The 15,016-nt window shown below is 75.8% G+C and carries 18 protein-coding genes; 9 read left to right on the top strand and 9 right to left on the bottom strand.

Annotation, left to right across the window (positions count from 1 at the left end; all coding sequences use genetic code 11):
* Positions 1-1,532: malate dehydrogenase (quinone) (gene mqo / locus EBM89_RS16195; RefSeq protein ID WP_199732170.1), on the bottom strand; the 1,532-nt coding region annotated here is incomplete at its 3' end.
* A 165-nt stretch (positions 1,533-1,697) separates the two neighbouring features.
* Here mqo and EBM89_RS21400 point away from each other — a divergent pair.
* Genes EBM89_RS21400 through EBM89_RS16210 form a run of 4 tightly spaced genes read left to right on the top strand, consistent with a single transcriptional unit; the run spans position 1,698 to position 3,958 of the window.
* Positions 1,698-1,871: a hypothetical protein gene (locus EBM89_RS21400; RefSeq protein WP_158609699.1), complete on the top strand. Its 174-nt coding sequence runs from the start codon at positions 1,698-1,700 to the stop codon at positions 1,869-1,871.
* The gene (locus EBM89_RS16200) at positions 1,868-2,380 is read left to right on the top strand and encodes a hypothetical protein (protein ID WP_122150690.1); all 513 of its coding nucleotides are present in this window, start codon (positions 1,868-1,870) and stop codon (positions 2,378-2,380) included. The genes EBM89_RS21400 and EBM89_RS16200 overlap by 4 nt, the downstream gene beginning before the upstream one ends.
* Complete coding sequence (locus EBM89_RS16205; protein ID WP_122150691.1) at positions 2,380-3,411, top strand: NAD-dependent epimerase/dehydratase family protein; 1,032 nt, start codon at positions 2,380-2,382, stop codon at positions 3,409-3,411. Before EBM89_RS16200 ends, EBM89_RS16205 begins: the two co-directional genes overlap by 1 nt.
* Before the next feature lie 55 nt (positions 3,412-3,466).
* Complete coding sequence (locus EBM89_RS16210) at positions 3,467-3,958, top strand: DsbA family protein (RefSeq protein WP_122150692.1); 492 nt, start codon at positions 3,467-3,469, stop codon at positions 3,956-3,958.
* A 4-nt stretch (positions 3,959-3,962) separates the two neighbouring features.
* Here the strand turns inward: EBM89_RS16210 and nhaA are convergent, their stop codons facing one another.
* Entirely contained in the window at positions 3,963-5,348 is a 1,386-nt protein-coding gene (nhaA, locus tag EBM89_RS16215) for a Na+/H+ antiporter NhaA (RefSeq protein ID WP_122150693.1), read from the bottom strand.
* A 152-nt stretch (positions 5,349-5,500) separates the two neighbouring features.
* Between nhaA and EBM89_RS16220 the strand changes: the two genes are divergently transcribed.
* On the top strand, positions 5,501-6,361 hold the full coding sequence (locus EBM89_RS16220) for an SDR family NAD(P)-dependent oxidoreductase (protein WP_122150702.1): 861 nt from the start codon (positions 5,501-5,503) through the stop codon (positions 6,359-6,361).
* Between the two features lie 34 nt (positions 6,362-6,395).
* Here EBM89_RS16220 and EBM89_RS16225 read toward each other — a convergent pair whose 3' ends face one another.
* Genes EBM89_RS16225 through EBM89_RS16235 form a run of 3 tightly spaced genes read right to left on the bottom strand, consistent with a single transcriptional unit; the run spans position 6,396 to position 8,018 of the window.
* Positions 6,396-6,842, bottom strand: coding sequence for an HIT family protein (locus EBM89_RS16225; RefSeq protein ID WP_122150703.1), 447 nt, complete (start codon positions 6,840-6,842; stop codon positions 6,396-6,398).
* A 10-nt stretch (positions 6,843-6,852) separates the two neighbouring features.
* Positions 6,853-7,437, bottom strand: a complete 585-nt coding sequence (locus EBM89_RS16230; RefSeq protein WP_122150694.1) for a DUF1697 domain-containing protein — start codon at positions 7,435-7,437, stop codon at positions 6,853-6,855.
* A 17-nt stretch (positions 7,438-7,454) separates the two neighbouring features.
* Positions 7,455-8,018: an NYN domain-containing protein gene (locus tag EBM89_RS16235; protein ID WP_122150695.1), complete on the bottom strand. Its 564-nt coding sequence runs from the start codon at positions 8,016-8,018 to the stop codon at positions 7,455-7,457.
* A 110-nt stretch (positions 8,019-8,128) separates the two neighbouring features.
* Between EBM89_RS16235 and EBM89_RS16240 the strand changes: the two genes are divergently transcribed.
* The 4 genes from EBM89_RS16240 to hemQ all read left to right on the top strand — a co-directional run bounded on the left by EBM89_RS16240 (position 8,129) and on the right by hemQ (position 11,326).
* Positions 8,129-8,647 carry a MarR family winged helix-turn-helix transcriptional regulator gene (locus EBM89_RS16240; protein WP_122150696.1) on the top strand — a complete coding sequence of 173 codons (519 nt, stop codon included), beginning with the start codon at positions 8,129-8,131 and terminating at the stop codon, positions 8,645-8,647.
* Positions 8,648-8,783: 136 nt separating this feature from the next.
* Positions 8,784-9,287 carry a flavodoxin domain-containing protein gene (locus EBM89_RS16245; protein ID WP_233571796.1) on the top strand — a complete coding sequence of 168 codons (504 nt, stop codon included), beginning with the start codon at positions 8,784-8,786 and terminating at the stop codon, positions 9,285-9,287.
* Positions 9,288-9,383: 96 nt separating this feature from the next.
* Positions 9,384-10,592 carry a ferrochelatase gene (locus EBM89_RS16250; RefSeq protein WP_122150704.1) on the top strand — a complete coding sequence of 403 codons (1,209 nt, stop codon included), beginning with the start codon at positions 9,384-9,386 and terminating at the stop codon, positions 10,590-10,592.
* The gene (gene hemQ, locus EBM89_RS16255) at positions 10,589-11,326 is read left to right on the top strand and encodes a hydrogen peroxide-dependent heme synthase (RefSeq protein ID WP_122150698.1); all 738 of its coding nucleotides are present in this window, start codon (positions 10,589-10,591) and stop codon (positions 11,324-11,326) included. The genes EBM89_RS16250 and hemQ overlap by 4 nt, the downstream gene beginning before the upstream one ends.
* Here hemQ and EBM89_RS16260 read toward each other — a convergent pair whose 3' ends face one another.
* From EBM89_RS16260 to EBM89_RS16275, 4 genes are all read right to left on the bottom strand, one after another.
* Positions 11,327-11,695 carry an META domain-containing protein gene (locus EBM89_RS16260; protein ID WP_122150699.1) on the bottom strand — a complete coding sequence of 123 codons (369 nt, stop codon included), beginning with the start codon at positions 11,693-11,695 and terminating at the stop codon, positions 11,327-11,329.
* 152 nt (positions 11,696-11,847) lie between these two features.
* Positions 11,848-12,909: an LLM class flavin-dependent oxidoreductase gene (locus EBM89_RS16265; protein WP_233571797.1), complete on the bottom strand. Its 1,062-nt coding sequence runs from the start codon at positions 12,907-12,909 to the stop codon at positions 11,848-11,850.
* A 70-nt stretch (positions 12,910-12,979) separates the two neighbouring features.
* Positions 12,980-14,272, bottom strand: a complete 1,293-nt coding sequence (locus EBM89_RS16270) for a Glu/Leu/Phe/Val family dehydrogenase (RefSeq protein WP_122150700.1) — start codon at positions 14,270-14,272, stop codon at positions 12,980-12,982.
* 139 nt (positions 14,273-14,411) lie between these two features.
* Entirely contained in the window at positions 14,412-14,858 is a 447-nt protein-coding gene (locus tag EBM89_RS16275; protein WP_122150701.1) for a M15 family metallopeptidase, read from the bottom strand.
* Positions 14,859-15,016: the final 158 nt, after the last annotated feature.

The raw sequence follows: 15,016 nt of genomic DNA on the forward strand, positions 1-15,016 counted from the left end.
GTCGGCCGCGACGGCCGGCCGGGACGGCGCGCGGGAGCCCCCTCTGTGCCCGAGCCGCCCGAGCCGCCCGGGCGCGTGGGCTCGGCGGTGGCGTCGCCCGGCGCCGTGGGGTCGTCCGTCTCGAGGTCCGGGTCGGCGTCGGGTGCCGGGCCGGTGGCGTCGTCGGCGGCCTGCGTGGTCAGGCCGGGCATCATCCGCTCGAGGCTCGGCCGCCAGCCGTCGTACCGGTCCGGGAAGCACCGGCCGAGCAGGTCCAGCATCGCGGAGGCGGCGGTGGACGCGCCGGGCGAGGCGCCCAGCAGGCCGGCGATCGACCCGTCGGCGGCCGTGACGAGCTCGGTGCCGAACTCCAGGACGCCGCCGCCCTTGCCGCGCTTGATCACCTGGACGCGCTGCCCGGCGGTGATCAGCTCCCAGTCGCGGTCGCGCGCGGTGGGCATGAACCCGCGCAGGGTGCGCATCCGGGCGCCGCGCGAGGCCAGCACCTCGGTGACCAGGTACTTCAGCAGGTCGAGGTTGTGCAGCCCGACGGCGACCAGCGGGACGAGGTTGCTCGGCCGGACGGTGCGCAGCAGGTCCGTCCAGGAGCCCTGCTTGAGGAACCTCATGCTCCAGCCCGCGTAGGGCCCGAACAGCAGCGCCGGGGTGTCGTCCACGACGCGGGTGTCGAGGTGCGGCACCGACATCGGCGGGGAACCGACGGCGGCCTTGCCGTAGACCTTCGCGGTGTGCCGGGCGACGAGGTCGGGGTTCGTGGTGCGCAGGAACTGCCCGCTGATGGGGAACCCGCCGTAGCCCTTCGCCTCGGCGATGCCGGAGGACTGCAGCAGCCGCAGCGCGCCGCCGCCCGCGCCGATGAATACGAACCGGGCGTCGAGGGTGCTGCGCCGGGGGCTGGCGTTCCAGGTGCGGTCGGCGAGGTGCAGCCGCCACGTGCCGTCGCGGCGGCGCCGGATCTTCCGGACCTCGTGCTGGAGGCGGACGCGGGTGCCGCGCCGCACGAGGTCGTCCACCAGGTGCCGGGTCAGGGCGCCGAAGTCGACGTCGAGGCCGTCGGCCGCGCGGGTGGCGGCCACCGGCTCGTCGGGGTCCCGGCCCTCCAGCACGAGCGGGGCCCAGCGCGCGATGGTGGCCGGGTCGTCGGAGAACTCGAGGTGCGCGAACCGCGGGTGCGCGGTCAGGGCGGCGTGCCGGCGGCGCAGGTAGTCGACGTCGTCGGCGCCGCGGACCAGCGTGAGGTGCGGGACGGGGGAGCGGAACCGGTCGTCGGGGATCCGGCCGGTGGTGCGCAGGTGGTCCCAGAGCTCGCGGGACAGCGCGAACTGCTCGTTGATCGTGACGGCCTTGGCGATCTCGATGGTGCCGTCGGCGCGCTCGGGCGTGTAGTTCAGCTCGCAGAGCGCGGCGTGACCGGTGCCGGCGTTGTTCCACCCGCCGGTGCTCTCCTGGGCGACGGCGTCCAGGCGCTCCACGATCTCGATGCGCCACGTGGGCTCGAGCTCGGACAGCAGCGTGGCGAGCGTGGCGGACATGATCCCACCACCCACCAGGACGACATCGACCGGTTCCACCGTTGAGGACACCGCTCGATCGTAACCAGGATCGGGCCGGTCCCTTGCACCGAGAGCCGTCGCGCGCCTGGGACCGAGGTCCCGGTTCGGGGTGCGCCGCGGGCCCGCGAGTGCCAGCGTGAGCAGATGAGCACCGACGACAGCACGCAGGGCTACGACCCCGCCGAGGACCCGGACACCGACCCGGAGATGCTGAACCCGCGCACCGGTGCGCAGGCGGCGGGCGGCAGCACCGACGACGGCACCGACACCGACGCGGACCCCGACAACCTGAACCCGCGCGGGGGACCCACGCCGTGACCGGTCCCCTCGACCGGGCGCTGCTGCGGACCTACCTGAGCGACCACCTCGGCGGGGCGGTCGGCGGCAGCGCGCGCTTCGGCCGGATGGCCGACGCCTACGCGGACACGCCGCTCGGCCCGGCTCTCGCCCGGATCGCGCGGGAGGTGACCGACGAGCGCGAGTGGCTCCGCGAGACGGCGATGCGCCTGGACGTGCAGCCCAGCCGGGTCAAGCGGCTGGGCATCGCGGTCGCCGAGCGTGCCGGGCGGCTGAAGCCCAACGGGCGGCTCACCGACACGTCCCCGCTGTCCGCCGTCATCGAGCTCGACCTCATGCGCGGCGCCGTCACCGCCAAGCGCGGCCTGTGGGAGACGCTCCAGGTCTGGCAGGACGACCTCGACCTGGACCCCGGGCGCCTGGAGCGCCTGCTCGCCCAGGCCGACGACCAGATCGCGACCCTCACCCGGCTCGGGCGGATCGCGCGCGAGCAGGCGTTCGTCCGGCACGCCCGACCCGGGGAGGGCTGATGCGCGTCGTCGTCATCGGGGCCAGCGGCAACGTCGGCACCGCCCTGCTGCGCCGGCTGCGCCAGGACCCCACCGTCACGTCGCTGGTGGGCGTCGTGCGCCGTGCTCCCGGGCGCACCCCGCCCGCGCCCTACGACACCACCGAGTGGCACGGTCTCGACATCGGCGCGCGCGGGCCCGACCACCACGTCGTGTCCCGGCTGCGCGAGATCGTCGCCGGCGCCGACGCCGTCGTGCACCTGGCGTGGCAGATCCAGCCCAGCCACGACCGGGACCGGCAGCGCCGCACGCACGTCGACGGCACTCGCCGGGTCGTGGCGGCCGTCGCCGCGGCCGCGGTCCCGCACCTGGTCGTCGCCTCGTCGGTCGGCGCCTACTCGCCGTCGTACTCCGACGAGCCGCGGGACGAGGAGTGGGACACCGGCGGCATCCGCACGTCCGCGTACAGCGTCGATAAGGTCGCGGTCGAGCGGCTGCTCGACGAGGCCGAGGTGCGGTACCCGACGCTCGTCGTCGCCCGGGTCCGGCCCGCGCTGGTGTTCCAGGCGGCCGCCGGGCAGGAGATCAAGCGGTACTTCCTCGGCCCGTTCGTCCCGGCCCGGCTGCTCGACGGGCACCTGCCCGTGCTGCCCTGGCCCGCCGGGCTGCGGCTGCAGGCCGTGCACGCCGACGACCTGGCCGAGGCGTTCCGGGAGGTCGTCGTGCGGCAGGCGTGGGGCCCGTTCAACATCGCCGGACCCGGCATCATCCGGGCCGCCGACGTGGCGGACGTGGTGTCCGGCGGGCGGTGGCGCGAGGTCCCGCACGCGCCCGTCCGGGTCGCGCTCGGCGCGGCCTGGCTGGCGCGGATCGCCCCGGTCGGACCGGGCTGGTTCGACATGGGCGCGTCGGCCCCGGTGCTGGACACCGCGCGGGCCGAGCGGATGCTCGGGTTCCGGCCGCAGCACACCGGCGTGCAGGCGATGCGCGCCCTGGTCGGCGGCCTGGTGCGGGGCGCGGGCACCGGCAGCCCGCCGCTGCGCCCGCGCTGACACCCGCTGACACCCGCTGACACCCGCTGAGCGTCGCGTCGGGCATGCTGGGCGCATGTCCGACGCGCGCCTGGTGCTGGGCGACCCCGCCGCCCCCGTCACGATCACCGAGTTCGGCGACCTGGAGTGCCCCTACTGCCGGGACGCCGCGCCGGTGCTGCGCCGCCTGGTCGAGGAGTCCGACGGGCGGGTGCGGCTCGTCTGGCGGCACTTCCCGCTGTTCCAGGTGCACCCGCACGCCCTCATCGCGGCGCTCGCCGCGGAGGCCGCCGCCGAGCAGGGTCTGTTCTGGGAGATGCAGGAGGCGCTGTTCGCGCAGCAGGACCGGCTGACCGAGCCGGACCTGCGCGCCGTCGGCGCCCGCCTGGGCCTGGACCCGGACCTGGTCGCCGGGCCGGGTGCCCAGCGGCTCGCGCCGCTGGTCGAGGCCGACTACGTCGCGGGCCTCGACCTCGGCGTCGCGGGGACGCCGTCGCTGCTGGTCGACGGCGTCCCGTACCGGGGGCGCCTCGACCTCGCCTCCCTGCGGGCGGCGCTGCCGGGCTGACGCCTCACGTCGTCCCGACCGTCCACGGGCCTGTCGGCAACCGTGTCGGCAGCTCCTCGTCGGGCGAGCAGAGCGGGAGCCGGTTGCCGAGGGCGCGCAGCAGCACGCTGCCCAGCACCGCCGCGACCAGCGACCCGGCGAGGATCCCGATCTTCGCCTGCTCCTGGATCGCGCCCTCGAACGCGAGCTCGGCGATGAACAGCGAGATCGTGAACCCGATCCCCGCGAGCACGGCGCCGCCGAGCAGGTGGCCCCAGCGCACGCGCCCGGGCAGCCGGCCCAGCCCGGCGCGGATCGCGAGCGTCGCCGCGCCGGTGATGCCGATGGTGTTCCCGGCGACGAGAGCCACGGCCACCCCGATGGTCACCGGCGACGTCGCGGCCGCGCGCAGCGCCTCCCCGTCCAGCCGGACCCCCGCGTTGGCGAGGCCGAAGACCGGGACCACCACGTACGCGGACCACGGGTGCAGCACCCGCTGCAGCCGCTCGCCGGCAGGCACCGCGGCGCGCGCCGCGAGCTCGGTCAGGTGCTCGCGGTCCGCCGTCGGCTCGGCGGCCAGGCCGTCCGCCCAGCGCGGCACCGCGTCCACGTGGTCCCGCGCCATCGCCCGCGACGGCAGCAGCAGCCCCACCAGCACCCCGGCGAGCGTCGCGTGCACGCCCGACGCGTTCACCGCGAGCCACAGCGCCGCACCCACCAGCACGTACGGCGTCAGCCGCCACACCCGCAGCCAGCGCAGCGCCAGCAGCGCGGCGACCAGCACGCCCGCGACCGCCAGCGCCGCGACGTCCACGCCGTCGTTGTAGAACACCGCCATCACCGTGATCGCGCCGATGTCGTCCACGATCGCCAGGGTCAGGAGGAACAGCCGCAGCCGGTCCGGGCACGCCGGGCCGAACAGCGCGAGGATGCCCACCAGGAACGCCGTGTCCGTCGACATCACCACGCCCCAGCCGTGCGCGGCCTCCGTCCCCGCCGTGAACAGCAGGTAGATCACCGCGGGCACCGCCAGGCCGCCCAGCGCACCCAGGGCCGGGACCGCGATCGTCCGGCGGTCCCGCAGCTCGCCGCTGGTGATCTCCCGGTTGATCTCCAGGCCGACCACGCAGAAGAACACCGCCATCGCCGCGTCGTTCACCCAGTGGTGCAGGTCCAGGTCCAGCCCGAACGGCCCCAGGTGGAACCCCGCCGACGTCGACCACAGCGCGTCGTACGACGACGCCATCGGCGAGTTCGCCCACACCAGCGCCAGCACCGTCGCGCCCAGCAGGAACACCGCGCTGCCCGCCTCGGTCGCGAGGAAGTCCCGCACCGACGGCGTCACGGACGGCAGCCGCACGCGCAGCGGCGGGCCCGGCAGCGTGCGGGCGAGATCGGGCTCGGTGGCCACGGGCGGCTCCCTCGGGGTGGTGCGGCTGGTCAGCGCGGGGTGCGGGCCGGCGCGGACCCCGTCGGCCGAACGTCTCCCGGGTCGTCAGTATGCCCAGCGCCCGCGCGGACGGGGAGGGGGCCGGGCGGATCGCGGGTGCGACGATGGGGCGCATGACGAGCGACACCCCCGCCCCCGCCCCGACGACGGCCCTCGCAGCGCCCCGCACCGCCCTGGTCACCGGCGCCGGCCGGGGCATCGGCCGGGGGATCGCCCTCGGGCTCGTCCGCGCGGGCTGGGACGTCGCGCTGCTCGGCCGCACCGCGTCGCACCTCGAGGCCGTCGCCGCCGAGGCCCGGGCGCTGCGCCCCGAGGCGCGGGTCGTCGTGCGCACCGTCGACGTCGTCGACGCCGACGCCGTGACCGCCGCGGTGCGGGACGTCGAGGACGCGTTCGCCGACCAGGGCGGCATCGGCCTGCTCGTGAACAACGCCGGGGTCATCGAGCGGCAGGAGACCGACCTCGTCACCGACGACGTCGAGGACGTGTGGCGCGTCGTCGAGACCAACGTGCGCGGCCCCCTGCTGCTCAGCCACGCCGTGCTGCCCGCCATGCTCGCGCGCGGCGCCGGGCGCGTCGTCAACATCAACTCCGGCTCCGGGCACCGGCCCTCGCCCGTCTACACCGGGTACGGGATCAGCAAGGGCGCGCTCGCCCGGCTCACGACGATGCTCGACCGGCAGTACGCCGCGCGCGGCATCCGGGTCCTCGACCTCGCCCCCGGCGTCGTCGTCACCGACATGACCCAGGCGATGCCGCTGCACGACCAGCGCGACGAGTGGACCCCCGTCGAGGCCACCGTCGACCTCGTGGACGCGTTCGGCTCCGGGCGCCTCGACGCGCTGTCCGGCCGGTTCGTGCGCGCGGGCACCGACACCGAGGCGACCCTGCTCGCCGTGGCCGACCGCATCGAGGCCACCGACGCGCGGACGCTGCGCCTCGCGGCGTACGGCGAGGACGACCCGGTCGCCTGAGCGGGAGTCCCGGGAGCAGACGACCGGCCGGGCGTCAGAGCGCGGCGGAGCCCAGCGCCGCCGGGACGTGCGCGGCGTGGCCCTGCGTGCGCAGTGCGTCGCGCAGCCGCTCGGCGGCCGCGTCCAGGTCCGCCGCCGGGACGTCGGAGCGCGCGTTGGCGAACGACAGCTCGCCCTCACCGCGCGCGGGCACCACGTGCACGTGCAGGTGCGGGACCTCGAAGCCCGCCACCACCAGCGCGGCGCGGGTGCCCTCCCACGCGGCCTCCTGCGCCCGCCCGACGGTGCGGGCCACCACCATCAGGTGCGCCAGCAGGTCGTCGTCGGCCTCGGTGAACCGGTCCACCTCCGCGCGCGGGACGACGAGCACGTGCCCGTCGGCGATGGGGGCGATGGTCGCGAACACCACCGCGCGGTCGTCGGCCCAGACGAATCGCCCGGGGATCTCGCCGTCGATGATGCGGGTGAACAGGGTGGCCATGACGCCCACGCTAGTCGCGCAGCTTCGCCTGCACCGCCAGGACGGTCCGCCAGTTGCGGGCCGTGCCGCGTCGCCCGGTCAGCCGGTCGAGCACGGCGGCGGTGACCTTGGACCGTCCGATCCCGTCCGGGTAGTGCAGGTGGACGTCCCGACCGCGGCCGGTCGCCTGCTCGCGGCCGTACGCCGACAGGTCGAGCACGCCCTCGGGGACCGGGCCGTCGCAGAGCAGCACGACGACGTGGGCGGGGTCGGCGGCGGAGGCGTCGGGGAACGGGTCGGCGGCGACGATCTCGTCGACCTGCCGGCGGGTGCGGACGGTGAGCGCGAGCGTGCGCCCCAGCCGGTCGCCCAGGTCGGCGGTGAGCGCCGCCTCCAGGTCTCCGACGCGGGTGGGGGCGCCGGGCGCCGGGCGCAGCAGCAGGTTGCCGCTGGCCAGGTGCGTCGCCACGTCGGTGTGCCCGGCCTCCGCCGCCGCCGCGCGCAGGTCCGCCATGGGCAGTGTCGACGCCCCGCCGACATTGACCGCGCGGAGCGCGACCAGCACCCGCTCGCCGTCCGGGACGGCGGTGCGGTCCGGGGCGGCGGCGGGGGTCATGGCGGGTGGCCGGGGACTCAGAGGTAGCGCAGCGGGTCGAACTCGTCGAGCGGGATGATCCGCAGCCGCGGCAGCGTCACGTTGAACGCCTTCACGTCGGACTCCAGGTCGAACGCCTGCAGCCCGCGCTCGGACAGGTGCGAGAGCTGGGTGCTGGTGAACTCGCGGAACGCGAGCAGCCCGACGCGGCGGTCCCCGCCGAGCAGCGCCTCGATCTCGGGAGCGAAGTCGCCGTCGTGCGAGGCGAGCATGACGTCGCCGTCGCGGTCCGCCAGCGCGGCGAGCGTGCGCTTGATGCCGATGTCGACGACCTTGCCCTCGCCCGCGAGGGGGATGGGCTGGTAGCCGATGGCGAGCAGCGCCTGCACGAACGACATCGGCAGCGTGCCGCTGGTGGCGTTGAGGAAGAACAGGCCCTTGGTGGGACGGCCCCAGGTGCGCTGCGTGAAGTCCAGCACGCGCTCCCAGCGGGGACGCTGCTCGGGGGTGGGGCGCCCGTTGAGGATGGACGAGCCGAGGGTCGCGTCGATGTTCTCGCCGTCGACCAGCACGTACGTCGAGCGGGTGCCGTCGTTCTGCATGCGGGTCAGCCTAGGCGTCCACCCGGTCGGGCGCGGGAACAACCCGGCGGGCGCGCCGGTTCGGGAAGGTAGATGCGAACGCATGGACCTGACGACGAGGAGCGGGTGCGATGGGGCAGGACCAGGACCAGGGTCGGCCGGTGGACGTCCGCGCCGCCGCGCAGGCGTGGGAGGAGCTGTTCCGCGCCCAGGTCGCGATCATGCGCCGGCTGCAGCGCGACCCCATCTGGGACCGCATCACGCTGCGCGAGTACGACGTGCTGTTCACCCTGTCCACCGCGCCGGACGGGCTGCGGCTGCGCGAGCTCGCGGAGCACAGCCTGCTCAGCCAGCCGAGCCTGAGCCGGATGGTGGAGCGCCTCGCGGACGCCGGGTGGGTGACCCGGGCGCCGGCCGCCGAGGACGGGCGCGGCGTCGTCGTCAGGCTGACCCCGGAGGGTGCGGCGCTGCAGCGCGAGGTCGGGCGGCGGCACGTCCAGGCCATCGCGCACTACGTCGGCGGCGCGCTGGACGACGACCAGCTCGCGACCCTCACCGCTGTGGCGGGCGCGCTGCGCGCCGCCCAGCCGGGCATCGCCCCGCTGGAGCGGGACGGCGCCCCCGCGCCGGCGGTCCCGGCGCCGGTCTGACCGGGGTGCAAGGACCTCCGGCCCACGCAGGAGGCGATCTGGACCCGGACGATGGACGACGGCGGGACGACCGTGCAGGGGGACGTCGACCGCTGACCGGAGCAGGGAGGGCTGAGCGTTGCAGATCCTGGTGACCGTGGCCTCGCGCCACGGGGCGACGGCGGAGATCGGGACGGCGGTGGCCGACGTGCTCCGCGCCGACGGGCACGTGGTGGACGAGGTCGAGCCGGAGGAGGTCGCGGACCTGACCGGGTACGACGCCGTGGTGCTCGGCTCGGCCGTGTACACGGCGCACTGGCTGCCCGCCGCCCGGGACCTCGCGGCCCGGCTCGCGCCGCAGCTGCGTGAGCGGGTGTGCTGGGTGTTCTCGTCCGGCCTCGCGACGCAGCCCGCGGCGTCCGCCAACAGCCCGCACGAGCTCCGCGTCCTGATGGCCGACATCCGCGCGGTGGGGCACCGGGCGTTCGCCGGGCGGCTGCGGCGCGCGGACCTGGCCTTCGCCGAGCGCGCCATCATCGCGGGCGCGCGCGCCAAGGAGGGCGACCACCGGGACTTCGACGCCGTCCGGGCCTGGGCCGGGCAGATCGCCGACGAGCTGCGGGCCCGCGCCGGGTCGGTCACGAGCACCCCCGCGTCGTGATCGTGGCGGGTTCTGACGTGCTGTCGCGACAAGATCACGTCGCCGTCGTCCGGCTCCCGGGAGGGGGCCCCACCGCACCGGTGGGATGATGACGTGGTGTCTTCCCCCACTCTGACGACGTCGTCGCTCGCCCCCTACGACGCCGTCCTCCTGCTCTCGTTCGGCGGACCGGAGCAGCCCGAGGACGTGCTGCCGTTCATGCGCAACGTGACCCGGGGCAAGGGCATCCCCGAGGAGCGCCTGGTCGAGGTCAGCCAGCACTACGCGCTGTTCGGCGGGCGCAGCCCCATCAACGACCAGAACCGCGCCCTGCTCGCCGCGCTGCGCGCCGAGCTCGACGCGCGCGGCGTCGACACCCCGATCGCGTGGGGCAACCGCAACTGGGAGCCGTACACCGACGGCGCCCTCGCGGGCCTGCGCGACAGCGGCGCGAGCCGGGTGCTCGGCCTGGTGACCAGCGCGTACGGCTCGTACTCCGGCTGTCGGCAGTACCGGGAGCACGTCGCCGCGGCCCTCGCGGGCGTCGCCGGCGCGGCCGAGGACGCGGTCCCGGCCGACCCCGAGGCCGCGGCGGGCGTCCGGGTCGACAAGCTGCGGCACTTCTTCAACCACCCGGGCTTCGTGCGGGCCAACGCCGACGCCGTGGTGGAGGCGTTCACGGACCTCGCGGCCCGGCTCGGCCGCCCCGTCGCCGAGGTCGCCGCGCAGGCGCCGCTGTTGTTCGTCACCCACTCCATCCCGCTGGCCATGGAGGCGGGCTCGGCCGCCGTCCGCCCCGGGTACGTGGCCCAGCACGAGGACGCCTGCCGGGAGGTCGCGGCCCTCGTCGCCGCCGACCTCGGCACCGCGCCGGAGTGGAGCCTCGCGTTCTGCTCGCGGTCCGGCCCGCCGTCGCAGCCGTGGCTGGAGCCCGACGTCAACGACGTGCTCGCCGAGCGCGCCGAGACCGGCACCAGCGCGGTCGTCATGTCGCCGATCGGCTTCGTGTCCGACCACATGGAGGTCGCGTACGACCTCGACACCGAGGCCATGGCCACCGCGAAGGACCTCGGGATCACCGCCGTGCGCGCCGGGTCGGCGTCCACGCGCGCCCCGTTCGTCGCCGGGCTGGTCGACCTCATGCTCGAGCGCGCCGCCGCCGAGCGCGGCGAGGACCCCGAGCGGGTCACCGTCGGCGCGCTCGGCGCCTGGCCCGACCGGTGCGCCGTCGGCTGCTGCCTGCAGCGCGCCGGGGTCGACACCGGCCTGCCCACCATCTCCCAGCAGGACGCCGACGGCACCACCGAAGGAGCAGCAGCACGATGAGCACCACCACCGCGCCCGAGGGCGGGCACAGCCAGGCCGTCGCCGACGAGATCAACGCGTCCATCCGGTACGCGATGTACGCGGTCTTCGAGACGTCGTCCTCGCTGCCCGCCGACGACGCCGAGCGCCGCCGGGTCGTGGACGCCGCGCTCGCGGCCCTCACCGGCCCCGACGCGCCCGAGGGCCTGGTCGTGCGCGGCTGGTACGACGTCGCGGGGCTGCGCGCCGACGCCGACCTCATGGTCTGGTGGTGGGCGCCGACGGTCGAGGCCGTGCAGGAGGCGTTCCACCGGCTGCGCGCGAGCGACCTCGGCGAGCACCTGCTGCCCGTCTGGTCGGTCGTCGCGATGCACCGCCCCGCGGAGTTCAACCGCGGGCACGTCCCGGCGTTCCTCGCGGGGGAGGAGCCGCGCGACTACTTGTGCGTGTACCCGTTCGTGCGGTCCTACGAGTGGTACCTGCTGTCCGACGAGGAGCGCCGCGAGCTGCTGCGCGAGCACGGGCACGCCGCCCGCGACTACGCCGACGTGCGCGCCAACACGCTGTCGTCGTTCGCGCTCGGCGACTACGAGTGGATCCTCGGCTTCGAGGCCGACGAGCTGCACCGCATCGTGGACCTCATGCGCGACCTGCGCGCCACCGGCGCCCGCCGGCACGTGCGCGAGGAGGTGCCGTTCTACACCGGTCCGCTCGTCGAGCTCGCCGAGTGGGCGGACCGCCAGCCGCGCGGCTGACTAGACCACGGGGTCCTCGGCAGGGGCGGGCAGCAGACGGCTGACCCGCCCCTCGCCGTCCGTGAGCAGCAGCGCCTCGCCGTCGGCCGACACCGTCGACGGGCCCGCCAGCAGGTCCAGGACCGCGCGCTCGCGCGCCGTGTGCTCCGGGGTGCCTGCCATCAGCGTCGTCACCACCGGGCCGAACGTCAGCACCCGGCCGGACATCGCCCACGTGCCGCGCAGCCGGTTCACGCCACCGGTGCCGTAGACCTGGCCGTCGCCGGCGAACGTCAGCGACGGGTGCGCCCGCTCCGGCCCCTCGTCCAGCGGCACCCCCGCGACCTCGACGAACCGCCACGACCCCGCCAACCGCACCGCTGCGCCCATGCCCCGATCCTGGCACCCGTGCCTCCGCGGCGCCCGCGGTGCGCCGCTGCCGCGCCCGAGGTCGGGAGAACGCGACGAGGTCGGGACAACGGGACCACCGACCTCGTGCCGTTCTCCCGACCTCGCGCGCCCGACCTCGCGCGCCCCGGGGCTCACCAGGCGGCGGCGAGGGACTCCAGGGTCGCGATCCGGTCGGCGACGTCGTGGGTGGTCGCCGTGACGATGAGCTCGTCGGCGCCGGTGCGGGCGACGAGCTCGCGCAGCGCCGTGACCGCCGCGCCCGCCGTGGTGGCGACCTGGGTCCCGGCGACGCGGGCGAAGAACTCCGCCGCCTGGACCGGGTCGAGGTCGGCGAGCAGCGCCTCCGCGGCCTCGGGGGTCTCGATGGGGGCGAGCGCCCCGCGGCTGCGCAGCCGCAGCGCCATGACCTTGCTCGGCCCGGCGAGCCACTGGGCGCGCTCCTCGGTGTCGGCGACGATCACCGACGCGGAGACCATGAGGTGCGGGGCGTCCAGCACCTCCGACGGCCGGAACGCCGACCGGTAGACCTCGGCGGCCTGCGTGGTGATGCCGGTGCCGAAGTGGTGGGCGTACGAGAACGGCAGGCCGAGCTCTCCGGCGAGCTGCGCGCTGAACGTCGAGGAGCCGAGCAGCCACACCTCGGGCGTGCCCTCGGCGACGGGGGTGGCACGCAGGCGCGACGCGGGGATGCTGGGGGCGCGACCCGCGGGTATCTGGCCGAGCAGGTGCAGCACGTCGAGCAGCTCGGCGGGGAAGTCCTCGGCGCCCAGGCCCTCGACGGTGCGCCGCAGGGCGGCGGCGGTCGCGGGGTCGGCGCCGGGCGCGCGCCCGATGCCGAGGTCGACGCGGCCGGGGTGCAGGGCCTCCAGCATCGCGAACTGCTCGGCGATGACGAGCGGCGGGTGGTTGGGCAGCATGACGCCGCCGGAGCCGACGTGGATGCGCTCGGTGGCCGCGGCGAGGTGCGCGAGCAGCACGGCGGGGGAGGTGGACGCCACGGCGGGCATGCTGTGGTGCTCCGCGACCCAGAACCGGCGGTAGCCCAGCGCGTCGGCGCGGCGGGCGAGGGCGGTGCTGTCGGCGAGGGCGTCGGCGGTGGTCCGGCCGGTGCCGACGGGGGCGAGGTCCAGCACGGACAGCGGGACGGCGGGGGTGACGGTGCGGGCGGGCTCGGGCTGCTGCGGGGTGCTCACACCAGGGGCAACGCGGCGGGCCGGGGAGTGCTTCCCCGACCCGCCGCGTTGCCCGTCACACCCGGTGCGATCAGGGGTAGAGGCCCCGCAGACGGTGCGCCTCGGCGACGCGGCGCACCCCGATGACGAGGGCAGCCTCGCGCAGCGTGATCCCGTCCGCGCGGGCCCGCTGGGCGACGGCGGTGTAGGCGGAGTGCATCCGCTGCTCCAGCCGGTCCTCGATCTCGCGCTCGGTCCACCAGTACGCCTGCTGCGCCTGCACCCACTCGAAGTAGGAGACGACCACGCCGCCCGCGTTCGCGAGGATGTCCGGGACGACGGTGATGCCGCGCTCGGCGAGCACCCGGTCGCCGGCGCTGGTGGTGGGGCCGTTGGCGCCCTCGACCACCCAGCGGGCCTTGACGGTGCGGGCGGTGTCCTCGTCGAGGACGTCCTCGACGGCGGCGGGGACCAGCACGTCCACGTCGAGCGCGAGCAGCCCGGCGTTGTCGATCGGCTCGGTGCCGGGCATCTCGACCACGGACCCGGTCGCGGCGACGTGCTCCAGCAGCGCGGCGACGTCGAGGCCGCCGGGGGCGTGCACGCCGCCGTACTCGTCGCTGACGGCGAGGACCCGCGCGCCGCCCTCGGCGAGGAACCGGGTGGCGTGCGAGCCCACCTTGCCGAAGCCCTGGACTGCGGCGGTGACCTGGGTCAGGTCGGTGCCGGCGTCGGCCAGGGCGGCGGCGGTGGCGTGCACGACGCCCCGGGAGGTGGCGGTCGCCCGGCCGAGGGAGCCGCCGACGGCGAGCGGCTTGCCGGTGACGACGGCGGGGATCGTGTACCCGGAGTTGACCGAGTAGGTGTCCATCACCCAGCTCATCGTCTGCTCGGTGGTGCCGACGTCGGGCGCCATGATGTCCCGCTCCGGGCCGATGACCGGCATGATCTCGGAGGTGTAGCGGCGGGTCAGCCGCTCGAGCTCGGCGGTGGAGCAGCCGCGCGGGTCGACGGCGACGCCGCCCTTCGCGCCGCCGTAGGGCAGGTCCACGACGGCGCACTTCCACGTCATCCACATCGCGAGGGCCCGGACCTCGTCCACGTCGACGCCGGGCGCGAACCGCAGCCCGCCCTTGCCGGGCCCGCGCGAGATGTTGTGCTGCACCCGGTACCCGGCGAGCAGCTCCACGCGCCCGTCGTCGCGCCGCAGCGGCACCGCGACGTGCAGCTCGCGGCGCGGGGTGGCGAGCATCTGGTGCATGCCGTCGTCGTAGCCGAGGATCTCGACGGTCGACGCGAGCTGCGCGAGCGCGGTGGTCAGGGGTGAGGTGTGCGGGACGACCGGTGCGGGGGTGGGCGACACGGTCGGTGTGGGCACGGACATGCAGGCGCCTCCTGGGCTTGCGGGCCGGGGGCCCGGGCGCGGCCTCGTCACCGCTCCCACGGACGAGCCGCCGGGTCCCGGCCACTGTGCCACACGGACCGGCGCGCGCACGCGGGCGCCCCACCCCTACGCGCCGGTGTCAGGAGGTGCGGCCGGGCCCGTACTCGAAGTGCCAGTACTCCTCGTACGGCTGGCCCTGCCGCACCCGCGCGGGCGCGTACCAGCCGTAGGTGGGGCCGTTCGCGACGAGCCAGTCGTAGCGCGCGGTGCCGAATCCGTAGGTCTCGGGCCACTCCTGGACGTCCAGGGCGGTGCCGAGCCCGTGCGAGGACGTCCCGGGCGCCGCGGCGAGCCCGCCGAACGCCTGCTTCATCGCGACCTGGTCGTCGTAGGACCGGTAGGTGAGGTCCATGTCGAGGGAGGCCCCGAACTGCGCACGGAACGCCTCGTTCAACGCGGTGAGCGCGTCCGCGGCGTCGCAGCGCAGGTACTGGGCGAACCCGAGCTGGTCGGTGCCCCAGGGGACCTGGCACATCGCGGACGCGGGCATGTGGCCGTTGGAGCCGTCCCCGTCGGCGGTCGGCACGGACGTGACCCACAGGATGTTCCCGTCGGCGTCGACGGGGCGGCCGTCGCGGTACCCGGCGATGCCCGACGGGGTCCCGCCGGACGCGGGCGCGGCGGACCGGCGTGCGGCGTCCGCGGCGGCCTGCTCGGCGGCCTACAGCGCCGCGGCCTCGGCGG

It is taken from the genome of Cellulomonas triticagri (assembly GCF_003696205.1).
GTDB classification, from domain to species: domain Bacteria; phylum Actinomycetota; class Actinomycetes; order Actinomycetales; family Cellulomonadaceae; genus Cellulomonas; species Cellulomonas triticagri.

What these genes read in the sequence shown, in the direction of transcription:
- EBM89_RS16210 (WP_122150692.1), top strand. Translation starts at nt 3,467, where the DNA reads ATGTCCGACGCGCGCCTGGTGCTGGGCGACCCCGCCGCCCCCGTCACG.
- EBM89_RS16260 (WP_122150699.1), bottom strand. Translation starts at nt 11,695, where the DNA reads ATGGGCGCAGCGGTGCGGTTGGCGGGGTCGTGGCGGTTCGTCGAGGTC.
- EBM89_RS16240 (WP_122150696.1), top strand. Translation starts at nt 8,129, where the DNA reads ATGGGGCAGGACCAGGACCAGGGTCGGCCGGTGGACGTCCGCGCCGCC.
- EBM89_RS16230 (WP_122150694.1), bottom strand. Translation starts at nt 7,437, where the DNA reads ATGACCCCCGCCGCCGCCCCGGACCGCACCGCCGTCCCGGACGGCGAG.
- EBM89_RS21400 (WP_158609699.1), top strand. Translation starts at nt 1,698, where the DNA reads ATGAGCACCGACGACAGCACGCAGGGCTACGACCCCGCCGAGGACCCG.
- EBM89_RS16220 (WP_122150702.1), top strand. Translation starts at nt 5,501, where the DNA reads ATGACGAGCGACACCCCCGCCCCCGCCCCGACGACGGCCCTCGCAGCG.
- EBM89_RS16205 (WP_122150691.1), top strand. Translation starts at nt 2,380, where the DNA reads ATGCGCGTCGTCGTCATCGGGGCCAGCGGCAACGTCGGCACCGCCCTG.
- EBM89_RS16270 (WP_122150700.1), bottom strand. Translation starts at nt 14,272, where the DNA reads ATGTCCGTGCCCACACCGACCGTGTCGCCCACCCCCGCACCGGTCGTC.
- hemQ (WP_122150698.1), top strand. Translation starts at nt 10,589, where the DNA reads ATGAGCACCACCACCGCGCCCGAGGGCGGGCACAGCCAGGCCGTCGCC.
- EBM89_RS16235 (WP_122150695.1), bottom strand. Translation starts at nt 8,018, where the DNA reads ATGCAGAACGACGGCACCCGCTCGACGTACGTGCTGGTCGACGGCGAG.
- EBM89_RS16225 (WP_122150703.1), bottom strand. Translation starts at nt 6,842, where the DNA reads ATGGCCACCCTGTTCACCCGCATCATCGACGGCGAGATCCCCGGGCGA.